The following is an 18,819-nucleotide window of genomic DNA, read 5'->3' as shown; positions in this document are numbered from 1 at the left end:
TTGGTCGTGTCGGTCCGCTCGCGTCTCCTGAACACCGCCCGTGCATCCGCTGTGAACAGCCTGAACGCCGCCGCTCGTCACGTCTGGAAGGCACTCGCCCCACTACTTCCCACTGCGCCCGTCGGTCGGCTCCGTCCACTGTGCGCGTTCGCATCGGCGGCCCTCATCGGCGGCGCCGTCCTGGTCGTCGCCCCGGCCGCCGCGCACGCCGCCGAAGCATGGTCGCCGCGCTCGTCGTACACCTCGACCGACACCGGCGCCGGCACCTACTCGGTGCCGCTGCTCAACGCCGACGTGCCGGACATCAGCGTCGAGCGGGTGCCGGCCGCCGAGAACGACGAAGGCCGCGACGTCTACTACATGATCAGCACGACGATGCACCTGAGCCCGGGTGCGCCGATCATGAAGTCGTACGACCTGGTCAACTGGGAGATCGTCAACTACGTCTTCGACCGGGCGAGCATCGGCGACTCGTTCTCGCTGCGCAACGGCCAGAACTCGTACGGCCAGGGCCAGTGGGCGTCGTCACTGCGCTACCACGACGGCATGTTCTACGCCGTCTTCAACACCAACAACCTCAACGGCGCGTACCTCTACCGCACCGACGACATCGAGAACGGCGCGTGGCAGCGCACCGCCCTCGGCCGAGGCCTGCACGACCCGTCGCTCTTCTTCGACGTCGACGGCACGCCGTACATCTTCTACGGCTCCGGCGGCACCAGCGCGGTACGCCTCAACGCCGACCTGACCGCCGTCGCGCAGGACTACCCGAACATCTTCACCGCGAACAACTACGCCGGTCAGCCGTTCATCGGCGGGCTGTTCGAGGGCGCGCAGGTCTACCACATCGACGGCTGGTACTACGCCGTCATCATCACCTGGCCGTCCGGGCAGGGCCGCCAGGTGGTGATGTTCCGGTCGAAGGACCTGCTCGGGCGATACACCTCGGCCGGCGGAGTCAACACCTACGAGGCGCGCGGCGTGCTCAACTCCAACGGCTTCGCGCAGGGCAGTCTGGTGCCGATCAGCCGGGCCGACGGCCGGACCGACTGGCACGGCATGTTCTTCCGCGACACGTTCCCGATCGGGCGGATACCGGCGCTCATCCCCGCCACCTGGCAGGACGGCTGGCCGACCTTCGGCACCAACGGTGTCGTACCGGTGAACGGTGTGTTCGACAAGCCGATCCGGCTCAGCCCGGCGCAGGAGACGTTCGAACGGCAGAAGAGCATCGTCGCCTCGGACGACTTCGCCAACGACGCGCCGCACAAGGCGTACCAGGACGAGCAGTGGACGGTCCCGGCGCCGCTCGACCCGGCGGAGATCGCGCCCAACGGCTCACGGCTGGACCTGGCGTGGGAGTGGAACCACGCACCGGACAACAGGTACTGGTCACTCACCGACCGCGACGGGTGGCTGCGGTTGACCGGCGGCAAGGTGGTCACCGGCCAGTACGTCTACACGAAGCTGTCCAACCGGGCCGAGCTGGCCTGGTTCGAGGAGTCCCGTAACACCCTCTCGCAGCGGACGTTCGGGCCACGGCAGTCGGTGGAGACCCGGATGGACATCTCGGCGATGAAGAACGGGGACGTCGCCGGCCTGGCCGCCTACAATCGCGGCTTCTCGTACGTGGCGGTCAAGCGCGTCGGTGGGGTCAACACGCTCGGCGTGGTCAACCGGTCGCAGCCGTTCGCTGTCGACCTGGACCAGTCGACGCTTGAGAACTTCGTGGCGGGCACGACAGTGGCGCTGGGGGATGCGACAGAGGTGCACGTGAAGGCGGACCTCGACTTCACCTCGCCGGTCGGCCAACTGTGGACCACGTTCTACTACAGCCTCGACGGGTTGACGTGGACCCGGCTGGGCAGCCGCGTCGGCCCGCAGGCGTTGGACGGCAGCCTCGCGCACTTCATGGGCCACCGGGTCGGTCTGTTCAACTACGCGACCCAGGAGACCGGCGGCAGCGTCGACTTCGATCACTACCTGCTCAGCGACACGCTTACCGAGCAGTCCCGGCCGCTGGACACCACAGCCCTGGACGCGGCCATCGCCCACGCGCAGACCCTCGACGCCCGCCACTACCCGGCCGACGCCTGGGCCGCGACGCGGTCCGCACTCGCGGCGGCGACGTCGGCGCGCGCCGAGGGGTTCGGCACCCAGAACCAGATCGACGCCCCGGAGCGGGCGCTCAGCTACCAGCTGGCCCGGCTCGGCGTGCTCGCGGCACTACCGGTCACGGTCACCGCCCAGGCGCGGTGTCTGGCCGGCAAGGCGTACGTGGCGGTGCAGGCCCGCAACGACTCGGACGCACCGGTCGGGATCACCGTGGAGACGCCGTACGGGAACCGGTCCTTCCCGACAGTGGCCCCGGGTGCCAACGTCTACCAGTCCTTCCACACCAGGGCCGCAGCGTTGCCGGCCGGTTCGGCGACGGTCCGGGTCACCGGGGCGATCGGTGGTCGGGACGTGACCACCGTACGCACGGCGCAGCACCCCGCCACCTCCTGCGACGGATAACCCACCACGAGCCTTCGGCTCACCGACCACCACCGGCGACCGGCCGGGCGGCGCGGAACAGCGAACCTGTCCCGCGCCGCCGGCCGCGGTCGAGCCGGTGGCGACAGTCGACCCCTGATGTCCGGACCACCCATCACCACCGATCCCCCGTACACCGATGACCGCACGTCAGAGATAAAGGAGGATGTTTCGTGGCACAACGAATGCGACGGGCGACCCGAGGACGGGTCGCCGCGCTCGCGACGGTCGGCCTGATGCTGGCCGCAGGGTTCGTCACCGGGGCGGCGCCGGTCCAGGCCGCCGACGCGGATCTCATCGTCAACGGCGGGTTCGAGGACGGCCTGGCCAGTTGGTTCGTCAACAATGGCAATGCCGCCGACGGCGCCCAGTTGTCGGCCACCTCGGATGCCTTCTCGGGCGCGACCGCCGCGCTCGTGACCAGCCGGACGACCACCGGGTCCGGGCCGATGCAGGACCTCAGCGGCAAGGTGCAGGCCGGCCAGGCCTACACCCTGACGGCCCGCATCAAGTACGAGAACCCGAACGGCCCGGCCACCAAGCAGTTCTTCGCCACCATGCACTACGGCGGCGGCACCTATACCAACCTGGTGAGCGTCACCGCCACGAAGGGCCAGTGGGCGCAGTTCAACGGGACGTTCACGATCCCGTCGGGGCAGGTCGTGTCGACGGCACGACTGTTCTTCGAGACCCCGTGGACGGCCACGCCGGCCACCGATCCGGACCTGCACCTGATGGACTTCACGCTCGACGACGTGTCGGTGGTCGGCGCCGCGCCGCCCGCGCCGGCGTCGAAGACGATCGAGGTCGTCGGAAAGCTGCCCGGGGAGCACAACCCGTTGATCGGGCACAAGTTCGGCGCCGACGGCTTCGGCTTCGTGCATGACGGCCGGGTGTACATGTACCTGACGAACGACACCCAGGGCTACGCCCCGAATCCGGCCACCGGCGTCTCGCCGGGCATCAACTACGGCGACATCAACCAGATCACGGTGATCTCCTCGCCGGACCTGGTGAACTGGACCGACCACGGTGAGATCCAGGTCGCCGGCCCGAACGGGGTCGCGCCGTTCACCACCAACTCGTGGGCGCCGGGCATCACCAAGAAGGTGGTGAACGGTCAGGAGAAGTTCTTCCTCTACTACGCCAACGGTGGCGGTTCCAGCAACGTGATCACGGGTGCGTCGCCGCTCGGCCCGTGGACCAGCGAACGCACCAGCACGCTGATCAACGGCAGCACCCCCGGTGCGGAGGACGTGGCGTGGAAGTTCGACCCGGCCCCGTTCGTGGATGACGACGGCCAGCCGTACCTCTACTTCGGTGGCGGCCCCGCGTCGACGAGCATGCCGCCGGCCGAGCGCTTCAACAACCCGAAGAACATCCGGGCGATCGAACTCGACGACAGCATGGTCGCGACCCAGGGCACGGCAGCGGTTGTCGACGCTCCTGTCGCGTTCGAGGCGGGTCACGTCTTCAAGCGCGAGGGCAGGTACTACTTCTCGTACTCGTCGCACTTCGGCGGCAACGACTTCGGTGGCAGTCAGCAGCCGCTGCCCGGCTACCCCGGGGGTGGCCAGATCGGCTACCTGATCTCCGACAACCCGATGTCGTGGCCGAAGGAAACCTACGCGGGCGTGCTCTTCCCGAACCAGTCGCAGTTCTTCGGAGCCGGCACCGGTGGCAACAACCACCAGTCGGTCTTCGAGTTCGAGGGCAAGTACTACTTCACCTACCACGCCCCGACGTTGAACAAGCGCATCAACGGCAACACGACTCAGGGGTACCGCAGCCCGCACATCCAGGAGTTGGCCTTCAACCCGGACGGCACGATCCAGCAGGTGGTCGGCACCTACGCCGGGGTGAACCAGGTCCGCGACTTCGACCCGTACCGGGTCTTCGAGGCCGAGACCTTCGGTTGGAGCAAGGGCGTCGCGACCACGAAGGTCGACGGCAGCTCCGCCCAGTTCGGCGGCGCGGCACCGAACCTGGTGGTCCGCGACATCGACAACGGCGACTGGACCGCGCTGTCGTCGGTGAACTTCGGCGCCAACGGCGCGCAGCGCGTGACCGCGAAGGTGCGGGCGCTCGCCGCCGGCGGGCAGATCCAGGTCCGGCTGGACACCGCCACCGGTCCCGTGGTCGGCACGGTCCCGGTCGACACACCTGTCGGCCAGTGGGCCGAGGTGACCGCCGAACTCGAGGGCGTCAGCGGCGTCCACGACGTCTACTTCACCTACACCGGCCCGGCGGGCGTCGACCTCTTCGAGCTCGACACCTGGTCCTTCCGGGCGGCCACCCTCGAACTGCCTGTCACTGTCACCGCGTCGGCGCGGTGCGTCGGCGGCAAGGTCTACGTCGCCGTGCAGGCGCGCAACGACAGCGACGCGCCGGTGGGGATCACCGTGCAGAGCCCGTACGGCGAGCGCTCGTTCGCGGCAGTCGCGCCGGGTGCGAACGCGTACCAGTCGTTCAACACGCGGGCCGTCTCGGTGCCGGCGGGTTCGGCGACGGTCCGGGTGACCGGGGCGATCGGCGGACAGGACGTGACGACCGTCCGCACCGTGCAACATCCCGCCGGCACCTGCGGCGGATGACCCTTGATGGCTGAGAACGGAGACCAGATGAACACAGACAAACGGCGGCGGATGCTCGCGGCCGGCGCCGTCGGAGCGGTGCTGGCCGGGGCGGCGGTGCTGCCGTCGCCCGCCCTGGCCGACCCCGACGACGACGCCAGCGTCCGGGTCACCGTCGACATCGACGAGATCCGGGAACCGGGCGTCCTGGCCCTCTCCATCGCCGGTGACGCGGTCGCGCTGTCCGAGGACGGCTCGACCCTGCTGGTCCGCCAGTTCGTCGGTACGCTGCCGACGGTGACGGTCACCGACACCCGCGTCGCCGACGAGGTGCCCGACGGGGCTGCCTGGGCGGTGCTCGGCAGCGCTACCGACTTCGCGGGCAGCTCCGGCCAGGCGCCGATCACCGCCGACCACTTCGGCTGGAAGCCCCGCCTGCTCGACGGCGGGGAGACCGGTCTGGTCACCGAGGGCGAGGAGGTGGTGACCGCGTTGGACGAGGCGACCCTGCCGGGCAACAACGTCGGCCTCGTCGACCAGGAGCTGCTTGTCTCGGCCTTCGACTCGGAGGCGGTGGCCAGCGACTCGTACTCCGTGAACGCCGACCTGTACCTGCGCACTCCGGCGGAGGTCGCCGCCGGCGAGTACAGCTCGACGCTCACGCTCTCCCTGTTCGAGTAGTGCTGTGGCGGGGGCCCGGAGTGGGCCCCCGCCACACCTCGCCTGCCGAAGGGCCCATCGTCATGACCGTCTCCCCGCTGCGCCGGGCGCTCACCGTCCTCGCCGTCGTGACCCTCGCGGTGACGGCCGCGCCGACCGTGGCGGCGGCGGAACCAGACCCGAAGGCGTTGACCTGGACGGTCCAGCCGGCCACCCCGAGCGGTCCCGACCAACGCCGGTGGATCAACGCCAGCCTCGACCCGGGGCAGGTGGTGACCGAGCACCTGGCGGTCCGCAACTTCAGCCGGAACGCTGTCGCCTTCTCCCTGAAGGCCGCCGACGGCTACCTCACCGACAAGGGTCGCTTCAACATGTTGTCGTCCGACCGTCCCTCGGTCGACGGAGGCACCTGGATCGACGTACGGGAGAAGGTCACCGTCGGCCCCGGCGAGACGCGGGTGGTGCCGTTCACGATCACGGTCCCCAGGGCTGCCACGCCGGGGGACCACCCGGCCGGCATCGCCGCGACCGTCACCAGCACCGGTGGCACGGTAAACGTCGAGAGCAGGGTCGGCTTCCGGGTGATGGTGCGGGTCAACGGAACCGCCCAGGCCGCGCTGTCCGTCCGGGACCTCAACGCGACGTACACCTCGTCGTGGAATCCCTTCGCCGGTGGCACCGTCCGGGTCCGCTACACGGTGCAGAACGACGGCAATGTCTGGGTCAGCGGGACGAGCCGCGTCGCGGTGTCCGACCTGCTCGGCCGGACCGATCACGACGCCACCGGTCAGGTCGAGGAGCTGCTGCCGGGCGGTACGCGGCAGATCGATACCCGCGCCGACGGTATCTGGGCGCTGGGCCGCGTCCGGACGACAGTCAGCACGTCACCGACAGTGCTCGGTGACGCTCAGGCCGGCACCGAGGTGCGGCAGGCGTCCGCCTCCGTCACCACCTGGGTCGTACCGTGGGCACAGCTCGTGCTGCTGTGTCTTGTCGCCGCTCTGCTCCTGGGCGTGCGGGCGGTGCTCCGGCATCGGCGGCGTCGGCTGGCCGGGCTGCTCGCCCGCGCCCGGCAGGAGGGCCGGGACGCGGTCCTCGTCGGCGGTTCGGCCGCCGGTCCCGAACCCGACGCGGGCGACGCCTCCCGATAGGCCACCACACGCCGGGCACTGCAACAAACCTGCAAGCGCCAACCCTTGCCCCGAGGGAAACCGCTTTCCTACCATTGCGTCACATCGATGTTTCATTCATGAGGCCGGATGATCGCATTGTGCGTCCGCCGCCAGACGGTGACGGATGTGTGACGCTCCATCGCGTCCACCAGGGTCTCGTGGATGTCGAAGGCGGCAGAGCAATTCAATGCCGTCAATTCCATGGACGCGCGTGGTGCGGCCGGTCGCGACGGTCGTCGCTGTGCGTCGCGAGAGCCAGACGAATGTGGAGTGAGGCGAGATGAGACGACAAGTTGCGTTGCGATATCAGGCGGCGTTGGCCACGGCGGCCGTGGGGATCGCGATCGGGGTGGCGCTGCCCACCCCCCAGGCGTCGGCGGCGGTCGGCAGCGCCACCGGTTACGCCACCCAGAACGGCGGGACCACCGGCGGCGCGGGCGGGCCGACGGTACGGGCCACCACGGGCACGGCGATCCATGCCGCGCTGTGTGGTCGGGCCAGCAGCAGCACCCCGATCGTCATCGAGGTCACCGGCACCATCAACCACGGCAACACCACAAAGGTGTCCGGGTCGAGCTGCAACACCGCGGCGGGCGTGATCGAGCTCAAGCAGATCAGCAACGTCACCATCATCGGGGTCGGTAGCGGGGCCGTCTTCGACCAGCTCGGCATCCACATCCGCGACTCCAGCAACATCATCATCCAGAACGTGACAGTCCGGAACGTCAAGAAGTCGGGCTCGCCCACCTCGAACGGCGGGGATGCCATCGGCATGGAGAGCACGGTGCGCAACGTCTGGGTCGACCATGTGACCCTGGAGGCCTCGGGCGGGGAGTCGGAGGGGTACGACGGACTCTTCGACATGAAGGACAACACCCAGTACGTAACGCTGTCCTACAGCATCCTGCGCAACTCCGGGCGGGGCGGCCTGATCGGGTCCAGCGAGAGCGACCTGTCGAACGGCTTCATCACCTTCCACCACAACCTGTACGAGAACATCGACTCCCGCACACCGCTGCTGCGCGGTGGCACGGCCCACATCTACAACAATCACTACGTGAGCCTGCACGAGTCCGGGATCAACTCGCGGGCCGGCGCCAAGGCCAAGGTGGAGAACAACTACTTCCGCGACTCCAAGGACGTGCTCGGCACCTTCTACACCAGCGAGCGCGGCTACTGGCAGGTCAGCGGCAACATCCTCGACAACGTGACCTGGTCCGGCGCCGGCAGCGAGACCTACCCCGCCGGTCCCAACCTGACGTCGACCACCACCGTCAGCATCCCGTACCCGTACACCCTCGACGGAGCGACCTGCGTTCCGGAGATCGTCCGGCAGACGGTGGGCGCCAACACGGGCCTGCGGGTGTCGAACGGCAGTTGCTCGCCGCAGACCCCGCCGCCGACCACCCCGCCGCCCACGACGCCACCGCCGACCACCCCGCCGCCGTCCGGTGGGACCAACCTCAGCCTCGGTGCCGGTGCCGACGGTTCCAGCAAGGCCAGTGGGACGAGCTACGGCAACGTGCGCGACGGCAACCTCGCCACCTACTGGTCGCCGGCCGGATCGACAGGCACCATCTCGATCAAATGGGGCTCGGCCACCCGGGTGTCCCGCGTGATCATCCGGGAGCCGTCCGGCACGCAGGGCTCGATCGGGTCCTGGCAGCTGATCAACAACGACAACGGGGTCGTGCTGGCCTCCGGTAGCGGGGCGGGCTCGATCACCTTCTCCGCAACCACGTTGAGCAAGATCAATTTCAAGATCAACAGCTCCGGTGGTACGCCGCGCGTCGGCGAGTTCGAGACGTACGCCAGTTGACCGCCGAGCGGGCGGGAGTGGCCGGTGCTGCCGCTCCCGCCCGCGAGCGTCGGTCGATCAGGAGGCAGGTGCCACCCGGTTCGGTGTCGATTCAGCTCTGCTTGGTCTCCCAGAAGATCTTCGAGATCCCCTCGATCGCGCCGAGCAGCCGTTCGGCGACGGCCGGGTCGGCGGCGCCCTTCGCGCCACCGGCGCCGGCCAGTTTGGTGGCCTCGTTGAAGAGTTCGTGCAGCTGGGGGTACTTCTCGAAGTGCGGCGCCTTGAAGTAGTCGGTCCACAGGACCCAGAGGTGGTGCTTGACCAGCTCGGCGCGCTGCTCCTTGATGATCAACGCCCGGGTCCGGAACTCCGGATCGTCGCTGGCCTGGTACTTCTCGGAGATCGCCTTGATCGACTCGGCCTCGATCCGGGCCTGGGCCGGGTCGTACACGCCGCAGGGCAGGTCGCAGTGGGCGCTCGCGACGGTACGCGGGCGGAGAAGGCGGGGCAGGTGCATGAGATTCCCTCCGACGACGAGCTGAGGTGACGGACGGGAGGCTAAGACCTCAACCGGACTTCATGTCAAGGTCGCGCCGTCGCGTGACGTTGTTTCCGGACGAGGGCCAGCAGGGCGGCGTGTGTCGGCTGGTCGGCGGCGACCACGAGACCGTTCCCGCCGGTGTCGAGCGGTTCGCCGTCGAGCCCGGTGACCACGCAACCGGCTGCGTGGCAGAGGGCGATCCCGGCCGCGAAGTGGACGCTGCGGCTCAGGTCGTGGCGGTCCGTCACGTAGGCGGCGCGGCGACCGGCGGCGACCCACGCCACGGCCAGGGTGGTGGAGACCACCCGTGGCTGGAACCTGTCGCTGAAGTCCTCGTCGGCGAGCATCCGGGCGGCCAGGAAGACGTCCCGACTGGGAAACGGCGGGTCGAGGTTGACGTCGACAAGTTTCGACTCGGCCGACGGGACAAGACGTTCGTCAGTGCCGGCGCTGCGGACGTACGCGGCACTGCCGTCGGTCCAGAACACCTCACCGCTGAACGGGTCCGCCGACGCGGCCACGGCACTGCCCGTTCCGGTGTGCAGCGCGACGTTGACAGCGACAAGCGTGGTGCGGGCGGCGTAGTTCAGAGTGCCGCAGAGCGGGTCGACGAGCCAGGTGCGTCCGTTGTCGCCGGTGCCCGTGCGTCCGCTCTCCTCGCCCACCACGACGTCGTGCGGACGCGCCCCGCGCAGGACGTCGAGGATGGCCTTCTCCGCCTCGATGTCGGCGCTGGTGGCGAAGTCGTGTCCGACCTTCTTGATGCGGGTCAGCTGCGACCCGTATCGTGCGCGGACGACAGCCGCTCCGGCCTCCGCCGCCGCGATGGCAACGGCATGGTCTGTGATCGACACGCGTCACTCCTGCAGTTCGGTGATCGCGAACCGACTGGCCACCGCGATCATGATCATCGGGGCGTCGCCGTCGCACTGGTTGACCGAGACCGCTACCCACCGACCCTCGGCCGCCGTCGGCCCCCACACCGTCAGGTCGCCGTAGCAGTCCATGTCGCTCAGCGACTGGAACAGCGCCGGCATCGGTGTGCCGGCCTGCTTGCGGAACAGCGGTACGTGCATCGACACCCTGCGGTGCGGGCCCCAACGGCGGTCCAGCTCACCGACGACAAGGGTCAGGTTCGCCGTGGCGGTCTCCTCGGCCTCGTTCCACTCGGTGCCGTACACACCGACGAGGTCGTCGCTCTCCCACAGCGGAATGATCTGGAAGCCCGCCCCCCGGGTGCCGGTCCACTCCCCGGTGGCCGGGTCACCCTCGCTGACCGTCTCGCCGGCCGTGCGCAAATCGGCGGCGAGCAGCGACGCGACGTCGGACACCGCCCGACCGGTGTCGAACGCCTGACCTGCCCTGGCCGTCACCGGGCTGCTCGTCTCACCGCTCGCCTGCGCCACATCGTCCGCACTGTCCAACTCCCTCGGTTGCCGATCACGATCATCGCTCACCTCGGGCCGGACGGGCCACTGCTGTCGCCCCGATCCACGCAGTTTCCGGGAAGATCAGGAAACCGCTGCCCGCACCAGCTCGGTGATCTTCTTCTCGACCGCAGGGCTCCACTTCTGCAGCGCGTACGACGCCGGCCACATGTCTCCGTCGTCGAGGTTGGCGGTGTCCTGGAAGCCCAGTGTCGAGTACCGGTAGTTGAACTTCCCGGAGTCTTGGAAGAAGACCACGATCTTGCCGTCCGCGTTCGCGTAGGCGGGCATCCCGTACCAGGTCTTGGGCGACAGGTCCGGTGCGGCGGCGGTCACCGTCACGTGGACGCGCTCGGCGAGCGCCCGGTCGTCCGGCTCCATCTGCGCGATCCGGTCGAGGACCGCTTGCAGCCCGTCGGCCTTCTTGGCGCCCTTCTTGCCCTCGGCGCGCAGCTCGGCGGCGCGCTCCTTCATCGCGGCGCGCTCCTCGGCGGTGAAGCCGTCGGACTTGGTGGCGGTGGTCTTCGCGGACATGCTCGGGCTCCCTCTCGTCGTCCGGCTCGGCGTGCCGCCGGCCGTTCTGGGAAAAGGCTAGGCCGGACGCCGGCCTCGGGGCTTCTCGATTCCTGATCAGTACGGAGCCCCGCCGCCGGCGCCCCTACGACGCCTCGCGGGCGGCGGCGATGATCCGGCCCCGCTCGGACTCGGGGAAGCGGTCGAGCATGGCGCGGGCGTCGTCGGCGCTCACGTTCGCGCCGAACAACTCGCTTCCCGGTTCGAGCCGTACCCCCTCGCCCAACGGACCGGCGACGACCGGATCGAAGCCGAGCGCGTCCACGAGGTACGCGACGGCGCTGACATCGGTGGCGTCGTCGCCGGCGATGACGATGGCCTTGCGGTCGGTGGTGCCCGCTGGCCGCGCCCCGTCCTCGAGGTCGTGGTAGCCCATGTGGTTGAACGCCTTGACGACGCGTGCGTCGGACAGGAATGCCTGGACGATCTCGCTCGACGAGGTTCGCGGGTCGGTGAGGTCGTCACGGATACCGTCGATCTCCCACCAGTAGTTCATCGCGTCGACGACGAGCTTGCCGCGCAGTGCCTCCACGGGGACGCTGCGGTACTTGCCGAGCGGCAGGGCGAGGATGACGATGTCGGCGCGGGCCGCCGCGTCGACGGCCGTGGTGGCCTCCGCCCCCGGAGCGAGCACCTCGACGGTGAGGGCGATCTTCGCCGGATCGCCGGAGCCGGCGACCAGCACCCGGTAGCCGGCGGCGACGGCGAGCCGGGCCAGCACCGTGCCCACCTTGCCGGCCCCGAGGACACCGAGGGTCTGTGGCCGGCTCCGGTCGTTGTCGTTCATGTCGTCCTCTCGCTGGGGAGTTCTGATCAGGCCAGCAGCTCGCGGACCATGGGGATCACCTTGGCGCCGTACAGTTCCACGGCCCGCATCCGGGCGCTCACCGGTTGCGCTCCGGCCGAGTAGATGAGGTCGAACCGGCCGACGCCGAGGCTGCGGATCGCGCGGGCCATCCGGCGGGCCACCGTCTCCGGCGAGCCGATGTAGAGGGAGCCGTTCTCCACCTCGGAGTCGAACTCCTGGCGGCGGATCGGCGGCCAGCCCCGCAGCTTGCCGATCCGGTCCCGCATGATCCGGTAGTGCGGCCAGTAGATCTCCTTGGCCTCCTCGTCGGTGTCGGCGACGAAGCCGGGGGAGTGCATCCCGACCGGATGCGCGGTGGTGCCGAGCTGGTCGGCCGCCCGGCGGTACAGGTCGATGTAGGGCGCGAAGCGCTCGGGGGCGCCACCGATGATGGCGAGCATCAGTGGGAGGCCGTACTGGGCGGTGCGGACGACCGACTGCGGCGAGCCACCGACGCCGACCCAGGTGTCCAGGTGACCCGACTCGGTCTTGGGAAAGACGTCGGCGTTCTCCAGCGGGGCCCGCAGGGTGCCGCTCCAGGTCACCGGCTTCTCGTCGAGCAGCTTCACGAACAGCTCGATCTTCTCCTCGAACAGCGTGTCGTAGTCGCGCAGGTCGTAGCCGAAGAGGGGGAACGACTCGGTGAACGAGCCGCGACCGAGGATGACCTCGGCCCGGCCGTTGGACAGCGCGTCGACTGTGGCGAAGCGCTGGAACACCCGGACCGGGTCGTCCGAACTCAGCACTGTCACCCCGGAGGCCAGCCGGATCCGCGAGGTACGGGTGGCGATGCCCGCCAGTACCGTCTCCGGCGTGGACACCGAGTACTCCGGGCGGTGGTGCTCGCCCAACGCGATGACGTCGACGCCGAGCTGGTCGGCGAGCACCGCTTCGTCGACGACCTGGCGGATCGCCGCGGCGTGCGAGACGAGCTTGCCGGCGTCGTCCTGCGGTACGTCGCCGAACGTGTCGAGGCCGAACAAGAGATCAGACATGGGTGGGCTCCTTCGCCAGCAGCTCCCGGACCCGCGGCGCAACCTCACTGCCCAGCAGTTGGATGGTGCGCGCGCGTGCCTCGCGGGGCAGGTGCATGATGTCGTACTTCAGATCGAAGCGGTTCAGCCGCAGGTCGCGGGCGACCGTGGCGATCTTCTGCGCCACCGTCTCGGGTGACCCGACGAAGAGCGCCCCGTGCGCGATTTCGGCCTCGTAGCGTGCGCGGTCCGGTTTGTAGAAGCCGCGTTCCGCGGCGAGCGCCGCCGCGACCGGCTGCCAGTACCGCCACCACGTCTGCACCGCCTCCTCGTCGGTGTCGGCGACCAGGCCGAGAGAGTGCTGCCCGATTGGCTGCGGGGTATGCCCGAACTGGTCGAGCGCCTTGGTGTAGAGGTCGACGTGGCCGGCGAACCGTTGGGGTCGCCCACCGATGATCGCCAGCATCAGCGGAAGACCGTGTCGGGCGGCGCGGACCACCGAGTTCGGGCTGCCCCCGACGCCGATCCAGGTCGGGATGCCGCCGGGCCGCATCCGGGGGTGCAGGCGCTGCCCGGTGAGTGGGCTTCGCACCGTTCCGGACCAGGTGACCGTTTCGTCGCGCTGTAGCCGCAGGAAGAGGTCGAGCTTCTCCTCGAACAGCCGCTCGTAGTCGGCCAGGTCGTAGCCGAACAGTGGGAACGACTCGGTCGCCGACGCGCGGCCGAGGACCAGTTGGGCGCGGCCGTTGGACACGGCGTCGAGGGTGGCGAACTCGTGGTAGAGGCGTACCGGATCGTTCGTGCTGAGCACCGTGACCGAGGTGCCGAGGCGAATCCGCTCGGTGGCCGTCGCGGCTGCCGCGAGCAACACCGGTGTCGCCGAGTCGTTGTGACCCTCCCGGTAGTGCTCGCCCAGGCTGAACACGTCGAGTCCGACCGACTCGGCGAGTTCAGCCTCGGCCATGAGCAGCCGTACGGTCTCGGCGTCGCTCAGCACCCGGTCGCCGTCGGTGGCCACCTCCCCGAACGAGTTGAGCCCCAGTTCGAAACCTGTGGCTGTCATGGTGTCCTCCTCGGCTTCCCGTCGGTGACCGGCGGGAGCGGCCTACCGATTGACGTGTCAATGATGCTAACTTGGCAATTGACGCGTCAATTCCCGGGAGAATGAGATGACGGAGACCACACCGTCGCGGCGGGGAGGGCGCCAGCTACCCGCGGCGGAGGAGTTGCGGATCTGGCGCGACTTCATCGAGGCGACGGCGGCGCTGAGCTCCCGCCTGGAGTCCCGACTGCAGAGTGACTCCGCCCTCTCGACCGGGGACTACGCCGTACTGCTCGCGCTCAGCGAGGCGCCGGAGCGGGCGATGCGATCGTCCGCGCTCGCGGCGCACATCGGCTGGGAGCGTAGTCGGCTCTCCCACCACCTGGGGCGGATGGAGCGCCGCGGCCTGATCCGCCGCCAGGAGTGCCCGACCGTCCCCCGCGGGGCCGAGGTGCTGCTCACCGCGGCCGGCGCCGAGGCGTTCGGCAACGCGACATTTCCCCACCTGCGTGCCATCCGTGAACTCTTCGTCGACGCCCTCACACCGGAGCAGATCGTCGCGGCCGGCGAGATCGCGGCGGCGCTGCGAGCGCGCCTCGACGCGCCGGACAAGGGCTGATCACGTCATCTGGCGAGCTGCCGGAGCACCCTGGGGTTGTCGTCGAACGGCAGGTGCAGGAATGCCATGACCGAGAGTGCTCAGACGATTGCCGAAAGCGACAGTCGGGTGGTCCAATCCTCCAGGAACCCGCCGATCCGCTGTCGAGGTGGAGCTGGCTACGGCTGCGCGCCCCGGGAGGTACGCCCATGACCGAGACCGCCGCCGCCGCGGCCCACCGCACCCGGGCGGACCGTCCCGGCCCGGTCAGCACCGAGTCGGTGTTGCCGGAGCTGCGCGAGATGTGGTGGGAGACGGGGGTGCGGGCGCGAGCCGAGGCCGGTGTCTTCGCCGTCTTCGCCGAGCTGCCCAGGCTCGTGCGGACCGCCCTGGGCATCAGTTGGCGCGCGGACCGACTCCGTACCGGCGTGGTGGCCGCGGCGACGGTCGGCGCGGGGGTGATGGCGGCCTTCGGGTTGCTCGCCACCCAGCGGGTGCTTGTGGAGTTGTTCGCCGGCGGGCCGACCGCCGACAAGGTGCGGGCGGCGATACCCGCCCTGGCCGTGCTGGCGGCGGCGGTCGCGCTGCGCGCGGGGATGGGCATCGCCACCGGGTACGCGCAGAACGGATTGACACCGCGGGTGAGCCGGGAGGTGGAGCGGGGTCTGTTCGAGGTGTCCACGGCGGTGCGTCTGGAGGCGTTCGACGCCGACGCGTTCGCCGACGACATGGAACGCGCCTCGCGGGGGACCGAGTCGACGATCGGGCTGGTGCAGGCGTCGATGAACCTGCTCGCCGGGCTGGCCGGGCTGCTCGCCGTGGCGGCGGCCGTCGTCATCATCCACCCGCTGCTGCTGCTGGCCCTGCTGGTGGCCACGGTGCCCAACGCCTGGGCGTCGCTGCGGGCCGGGCACCTGCGGTACCAGACGTACACCGCCGGATCGGTGCGCCGCCGTCGACTGTGGCTGCTGCACAAGCTGATGGCCGAACGCGCCTCGGCCCCGGAGTTGCGCTCGTACGGGCTGCGCGGCTTCCTCCTTGATCAGTACGACCGGGTGATGCGGGTGGAGACCGACATCCAACTCGCCCTGGCCCGTCGGGTCACCACCACCACCACTGTCGGGGCGATCATCGGCGGCCTCGCCACCGGCACCGTCTACGTCCTGCTCGGCCTGCTGCTGCTGGACGGGCAGATTCCGCTCGCCGCCGCGGCGACCTGTGTCATCGCGGTCCAGTCCGCGCAGCGGTCCCTGGCCATCGCCACCTTCCAGGTCGACCACGTCTACACCGAGGGTCAGCACTTCGGCGACTACACCGGCTTCATGACCCGTGCCGACGCCTACCTGCCGGACGCCACGCGACCCGCCGCCGGTCCGCAACGGCTACGGGAGCTGACAGTCGACAAGGTGAGCCTGCGCTATCCCGACCGGGACACCCCCGCCGTCGACAACGTGACGTTGCGGATCACCGCTGGCCAGACCGTCGCCTTCGTCGGTGAGAACGGCTCGGGCAAGACCACCCTCGCCGCGATGATCGCCGGCCTCCGGGTCCCCTCCGAGGGCAGCATCGAATGGAACGGTCGACAGCTGGCGGACTGGGACGTCGCCGGGCTGCGGGCCCGGATCGCGGTGGTGACGCAGGAATACCACAAGTGGCCGTTCACCGCGGCTACGAACATCGCCATCGGCGACGTCGACACCGAGCCCCGGCAGGACCTCATCGAGGCCGCCGCCGCCCGCGCGGTCGCCCACGACATGATCAACGACCTTCCACACGGGTACGAGACGCTGCTCGACCGGACCTTCGCCAGGGGCCAGGACCTCTCCGGTGGACAGTGGCAGCGCATCACCGCGGCCCGCGGGTTCCTGCGCGACAGCGAGCTGCTGATCATGGATGAGCCGTCCTCGGCCCTCGACCCCCGCGCCGAGGACGCCCTGTTCCAGGCCATCCGCGACCGTCGTGGCCGCGCCACCACGATCCTCATCACGCACCGGCTGGCGAACGTCCGGCACGCCGACCGGATCTTCGTCCTGCACCACGGCCGGCTGGTCGAGGAGGGCACCCACGACGATCTCGTCGCCACCGGCGGCCGGTACGCCGAACTGTTCGCGCTCCAGGCCGCCGGCTACGACGCCACCCGGACCGAGCGCCCGCCACTTCCGCACCAGGACACCACCTCCGCGCGCTGAGAAGCACCGCCACGACGAGGGGTACGCCCGCCGGTCGGGGCGTTCGCCCGCCTGGCCGACGGAGGCTAGGCTTCGGCCTATGTCAGGGGCGCGATGGCGTGGCCGGACGGCGGACGTCGCCCTGGTGCTCGCCGTCGGGCTGGTCGCCCTCGTCGGCCTGGTGGTGCAGTCCCGCGGCATCGACAGCACCGCCGAGTGGACGGCACTGCCTGTGGTGCTCACCTCCTCCGCCGCGCTGTACGTGCGCCGCCGTCATCCGGTGCCGGTGGGTGTGGTGGCGCTGGCCGCCGTCGGCGCGTACGGGGCTCTGCTGCACAAGCCCGGCCCGATCATGCTGGTCTTCGTCGTGGCGCTCTACACAGTTGTCGACGAGGGCCATCTCCGGATCGCCATCGCGCTCGGTGTCGCCTCGGTGATCGCCTTCGCCGCCGCGGACAGCGTCGACCGGTCCCCGGACACCATGAACGGGGCGACGCTGCTGCACGCCGGTTGGCTCGTCGCGGTCATCGTCGGCGTGACCCGTAACCGCCGGGCCTACCTCGCCGAGGCGCAGGCCCGTGCGGCAGTCGCCGAACAGCGGATGGAGGAGGAGGCCCGGCGGCGGTCCACCGAGGAGCGGCTGCGCATCGCCCGCGAGTTGCACGACGTCCTCGGCCACCATCTCTCGCTGATCAACGTGCAGGCCAGTGCCGCGTTGCACCGGCCGGACCCGGCCCGCGCCGAGCAGGCGCTCACCGCTATCAAACAGACAAGCAAGGAGACGTTGCGCGAGCTGCGGGTGACGCTCGGCGTGCTGCGGCGGGAGGGGGAGGCGCCGACCGCGCCCGGCCCCGGCCTTGATCGCCTCGGCGACCTGATCCGGACGGCCGGACGACCCGAGTTGACGATCAGCACCGAACTCGCCGAAACCAGGTCGCTGCCCCCGGAGGTGGACCTGGCCGTCTACCGCATCGTCCAGGAAGCGCTCACCAACGTGGCTCGGCACGCGGGTGCCTCCGCCGCCGTGGTCCGGGTACGACCCGACCGCGACGACGTGCTGGTGGAGGTGGAGGACGACGGCACCGGCACGCCCGGCGCTCCGGGCAGCGGGATCATCGGGATGCGCGAGCGGGCCAGCGCGCTCGGCGGTTCACTGACCACCGGAGCGCAGCCGGGCGGCGGCTTCCGGGTCCGCGCCCGCCTGCCGCTGCGGCCCGCTTCGACAACGGCGGGGGAGCCGACGTGATCCGACTGCTGCTCGCCGACGACCAGACCCTGGTCCGCGCCGGCTTCCGATCCATCCTGGACGGCGAGGACGGCATCGAGGTGGTCGGCGAGGCCGCCGACGGCGCCGAGGCGGTGCGGCTGGCCGGGCAGTTGAGTCCGGAGGTCGTCCTCATGGACATCCGGATGCCCGTCCTCGACGGCCTCGCCGCCACCCGGCAGATCGTCACCACCGGCACGGCCCGGGTGATCATCCTGACCACCTTCGACCTGGACGACTATGTCTACGGGGCGCTCCGGGCCGGCGCGAGTGGGTTTCTGGTCAAGGACACCGAGCCGGCGGAGCTGATCCACGGGGTGCGGGTGGTCGCCCGTGGAGACGCGCTGATCGCGCCGTCGATCACCCGGCGGCTGATCGCCGAGTTCAGCGCTCGGGCCACCCATCCCGACCCCGGGCCGCGGCTGAGCGGGCTCACCACCCGGGAGCGCGAGGTGCTCGCACTTGTCGCCGCGGGCCTGTCGAACGACGAGATCGCCGCGCGGTTGGTGCTGAGCCCGGCCACCGCCAAGACGCATGTCAGCCGGATCATGACCAAGACGCAGGTCCGGGACCGGGCACAGCTGGTGATCCTCGCCTACGAGTGTGGTCTGACCGTGCCCGGTTGGCTCACCCGCTCCTGAGCACGA

At 69.9% G+C, this 18,819-nt stretch carries 16 protein-coding genes; 9 read left to right on the top strand and 7 right to left on the bottom strand.

Annotation, left to right across the window (positions count from 1 at the left end):
• The first annotated feature begins 51 nt into the window (after positions 1–51).
• From AB0B85_RS07195 to AB0B85_RS07175, 5 genes are all read left to right on the top strand, one after another.
• The gene (locus AB0B85_RS07195; RefSeq protein WP_357404492.1) at positions 52–2,517 is read left to right on the top strand and encodes a family 43 glycosylhydrolase; all 2,466 of its coding nucleotides are present in this window, start codon (positions 52–54) and stop codon (positions 2,515–2,517) included.
• Between the two features lie 191 nt (positions 2,518–2,708).
• A complete protein-coding gene (locus AB0B85_RS07190; protein WP_357404490.1) occupies positions 2,709–5,129 on the top strand; it encodes a family 43 glycosylhydrolase in 2,421 nt (806 codons plus the stop codon).
• Between the two features lie 27 nt (positions 5,130–5,156).
• Positions 5,157–5,789 (top strand): hypothetical protein, encoded by a 633-nt coding sequence (locus tag AB0B85_RS07185; protein ID WP_357404488.1) that lies wholly within the window; start codon positions 5,157–5,159, stop codon positions 5,787–5,789.
• A gap of 62 nt (positions 5,790–5,851) precedes the next feature.
• The gene (locus AB0B85_RS07180; RefSeq protein ID WP_357404486.1) at positions 5,852–6,919 is read left to right on the top strand and encodes a hypothetical protein; all 1,068 of its coding nucleotides are present in this window, start codon (positions 5,852–5,854) and stop codon (positions 6,917–6,919) included.
• A 301-nt stretch (positions 6,920–7,220) separates the two neighbouring features.
• Complete coding sequence (locus tag AB0B85_RS07175; RefSeq protein WP_357404484.1) at positions 7,221–8,759, top strand: polysaccharide lyase family 1 protein; 1,539 nt, start codon at positions 7,221–7,223, stop codon at positions 8,757–8,759.
• 91 nt (positions 8,760–8,850) lie between these two features.
• Here the strand turns inward: AB0B85_RS07175 and sodN are convergent, their stop codons facing one another.
• From sodN to AB0B85_RS07140, 7 genes are all read right to left on the bottom strand, one after another.
• Positions 8,851–9,255 (bottom strand): superoxide dismutase, Ni, encoded by a 405-nt coding sequence (sodN, locus tag AB0B85_RS07170; protein ID WP_357404482.1) that lies wholly within the window; start codon positions 9,253–9,255, stop codon positions 8,851–8,853.
• Positions 9,256–9,320: 65 nt separating this feature from the next.
• Complete coding sequence (locus AB0B85_RS07165) at positions 9,321–10,133, bottom strand: inositol monophosphatase family protein (RefSeq protein ID WP_357404480.1); 813 nt, start codon at positions 10,131–10,133, stop codon at positions 9,321–9,323.
• A gap of 3 nt (positions 10,134–10,136) precedes the next feature.
• The gene (locus AB0B85_RS07160; RefSeq protein ID WP_357404478.1) at positions 10,137–10,652 is read right to left on the bottom strand and encodes a hypothetical protein; all 516 of its coding nucleotides are present in this window, start codon (positions 10,650–10,652) and stop codon (positions 10,137–10,139) included.
• A gap of 138 nt (positions 10,653–10,790) precedes the next feature.
• Positions 10,791–11,240 (bottom strand): hypothetical protein, encoded by a 450-nt coding sequence (locus tag AB0B85_RS07155; protein ID WP_357404476.1) that lies wholly within the window; start codon positions 11,238–11,240, stop codon positions 10,791–10,793.
• A gap of 124 nt (positions 11,241–11,364) precedes the next feature.
• The gene (locus tag AB0B85_RS07150) at positions 11,365–12,066 is read right to left on the bottom strand and encodes an NAD(P)-binding domain-containing protein (RefSeq protein ID WP_357404474.1); all 702 of its coding nucleotides are present in this window, start codon (positions 12,064–12,066) and stop codon (positions 11,365–11,367) included.
• 26 nt (positions 12,067–12,092) lie between these two features.
• Positions 12,093–13,121, bottom strand: a complete 1,029-nt coding sequence (locus tag AB0B85_RS07145) for an LLM class flavin-dependent oxidoreductase (RefSeq protein WP_357404472.1) — start codon at positions 13,119–13,121, stop codon at positions 12,093–12,095.
• Positions 13,114–14,163, bottom strand: a complete 1,050-nt coding sequence (locus tag AB0B85_RS07140; RefSeq protein ID WP_357404470.1) for an LLM class flavin-dependent oxidoreductase — start codon at positions 14,161–14,163, stop codon at positions 13,114–13,116. Before AB0B85_RS07140 ends, AB0B85_RS07145 begins: the two co-directional genes overlap by 8 nt.
• A 106-nt stretch (positions 14,164–14,269) precedes the next feature.
• Here AB0B85_RS07140 and AB0B85_RS07135 point away from each other — a divergent pair, with 106 nt between their 5' ends.
• The 4 genes from AB0B85_RS07135 to AB0B85_RS07120 all read left to right on the top strand — a co-directional run bounded on the left by AB0B85_RS07135 (position 14,270) and on the right by AB0B85_RS07120 (position 18,813).
• Positions 14,270–14,761 (top strand): MarR family winged helix-turn-helix transcriptional regulator, encoded by a 492-nt coding sequence (locus tag AB0B85_RS07135; RefSeq protein WP_357404469.1) that lies wholly within the window; start codon positions 14,270–14,272, stop codon positions 14,759–14,761.
• Positions 14,762–15,042: 281 nt separating this feature from the next.
• Positions 15,043–16,929 (top strand): ATP-binding cassette domain-containing protein, encoded by a 1,887-nt coding sequence (locus AB0B85_RS07130; RefSeq protein ID WP_357404540.1) that lies wholly within the window; start codon positions 15,043–15,045, stop codon positions 16,927–16,929.
• Positions 16,930–17,008: 79 nt separating this feature from the next.
• Positions 17,009–18,154 (top strand): sensor histidine kinase, encoded by a 1,146-nt coding sequence (locus AB0B85_RS07125; protein WP_357404467.1) that lies wholly within the window; start codon positions 17,009–17,011, stop codon positions 18,152–18,154.
• Positions 18,151–18,813: a response regulator transcription factor gene (locus tag AB0B85_RS07120; protein WP_357404465.1), complete on the top strand. Its 663-nt coding sequence runs from the start codon at positions 18,151–18,153 to the stop codon at positions 18,811–18,813. Before AB0B85_RS07125 ends, AB0B85_RS07120 begins: the two co-directional genes overlap by 4 nt.
• Positions 18,814–18,819: the final 6 nt, after the last annotated feature.

This window comes from Micromonospora sp. NPDC049044 (assembly GCF_040649215.1).
Lineage (GTDB): Bacteria > Actinomycetota > Actinomycetes > Mycobacteriales > Micromonosporaceae > Micromonospora.
This window is presented reverse-complemented; position numbering and strand designations above follow the sequence as displayed.

Bases quoted from the DNA above. Each gene is read 5' to 3' on its own strand.
- AB0B85_RS07135 (WP_357404469.1), top strand. From the start codon at position 14,270: ATGACGGAGACCACACCGTCGCGGCGGGGAGGGCGCCAGCTACCCGCG.
- AB0B85_RS07175 (WP_357404484.1), top strand. From the start codon at position 7,221: ATGAGACGACAAGTTGCGTTGCGATATCAGGCGGCGTTGGCCACGGCG.
- AB0B85_RS07145 (WP_357404472.1), bottom strand. From the start codon at position 13,121: ATGTCTGATCTCTTGTTCGGCCTCGACACGTTCGGCGACGTACCGCAG.
- sodN (WP_357404482.1), bottom strand. From the start codon at position 9,255: ATGCACCTGCCCCGCCTTCTCCGCCCGCGTACCGTCGCGAGCGCCCAC.
- AB0B85_RS07150 (WP_357404474.1), bottom strand. From the start codon at position 12,066: ATGAACGACAACGACCGGAGCCGGCCACAGACCCTCGGTGTCCTCGGG.
- AB0B85_RS07155 (WP_357404476.1), bottom strand. From the start codon at position 11,240: ATGTCCGCGAAGACCACCGCCACCAAGTCCGACGGCTTCACCGCCGAG.
- AB0B85_RS07130 (WP_357404540.1), top strand. From the start codon at position 15,043: ATGTGGTGGGAGACGGGGGTGCGGGCGCGAGCCGAGGCCGGTGTCTTC.
- AB0B85_RS07180 (WP_357404486.1), top strand. From the start codon at position 5,852: ATGACCGTCTCCCCGCTGCGCCGGGCGCTCACCGTCCTCGCCGTCGTG.
- AB0B85_RS07185 (WP_357404488.1), top strand. From the start codon at position 5,157: ATGAACACAGACAAACGGCGGCGGATGCTCGCGGCCGGCGCCGTCGGA.
- AB0B85_RS07140 (WP_357404470.1), bottom strand. From the start codon at position 14,163: ATGACAGCCACAGGTTTCGAACTGGGGCTCAACTCGTTCGGGGAGGTG.
- AB0B85_RS07125 (WP_357404467.1), top strand. From the start codon at position 17,009: ATGTCAGGGGCGCGATGGCGTGGCCGGACGGCGGACGTCGCCCTGGTG.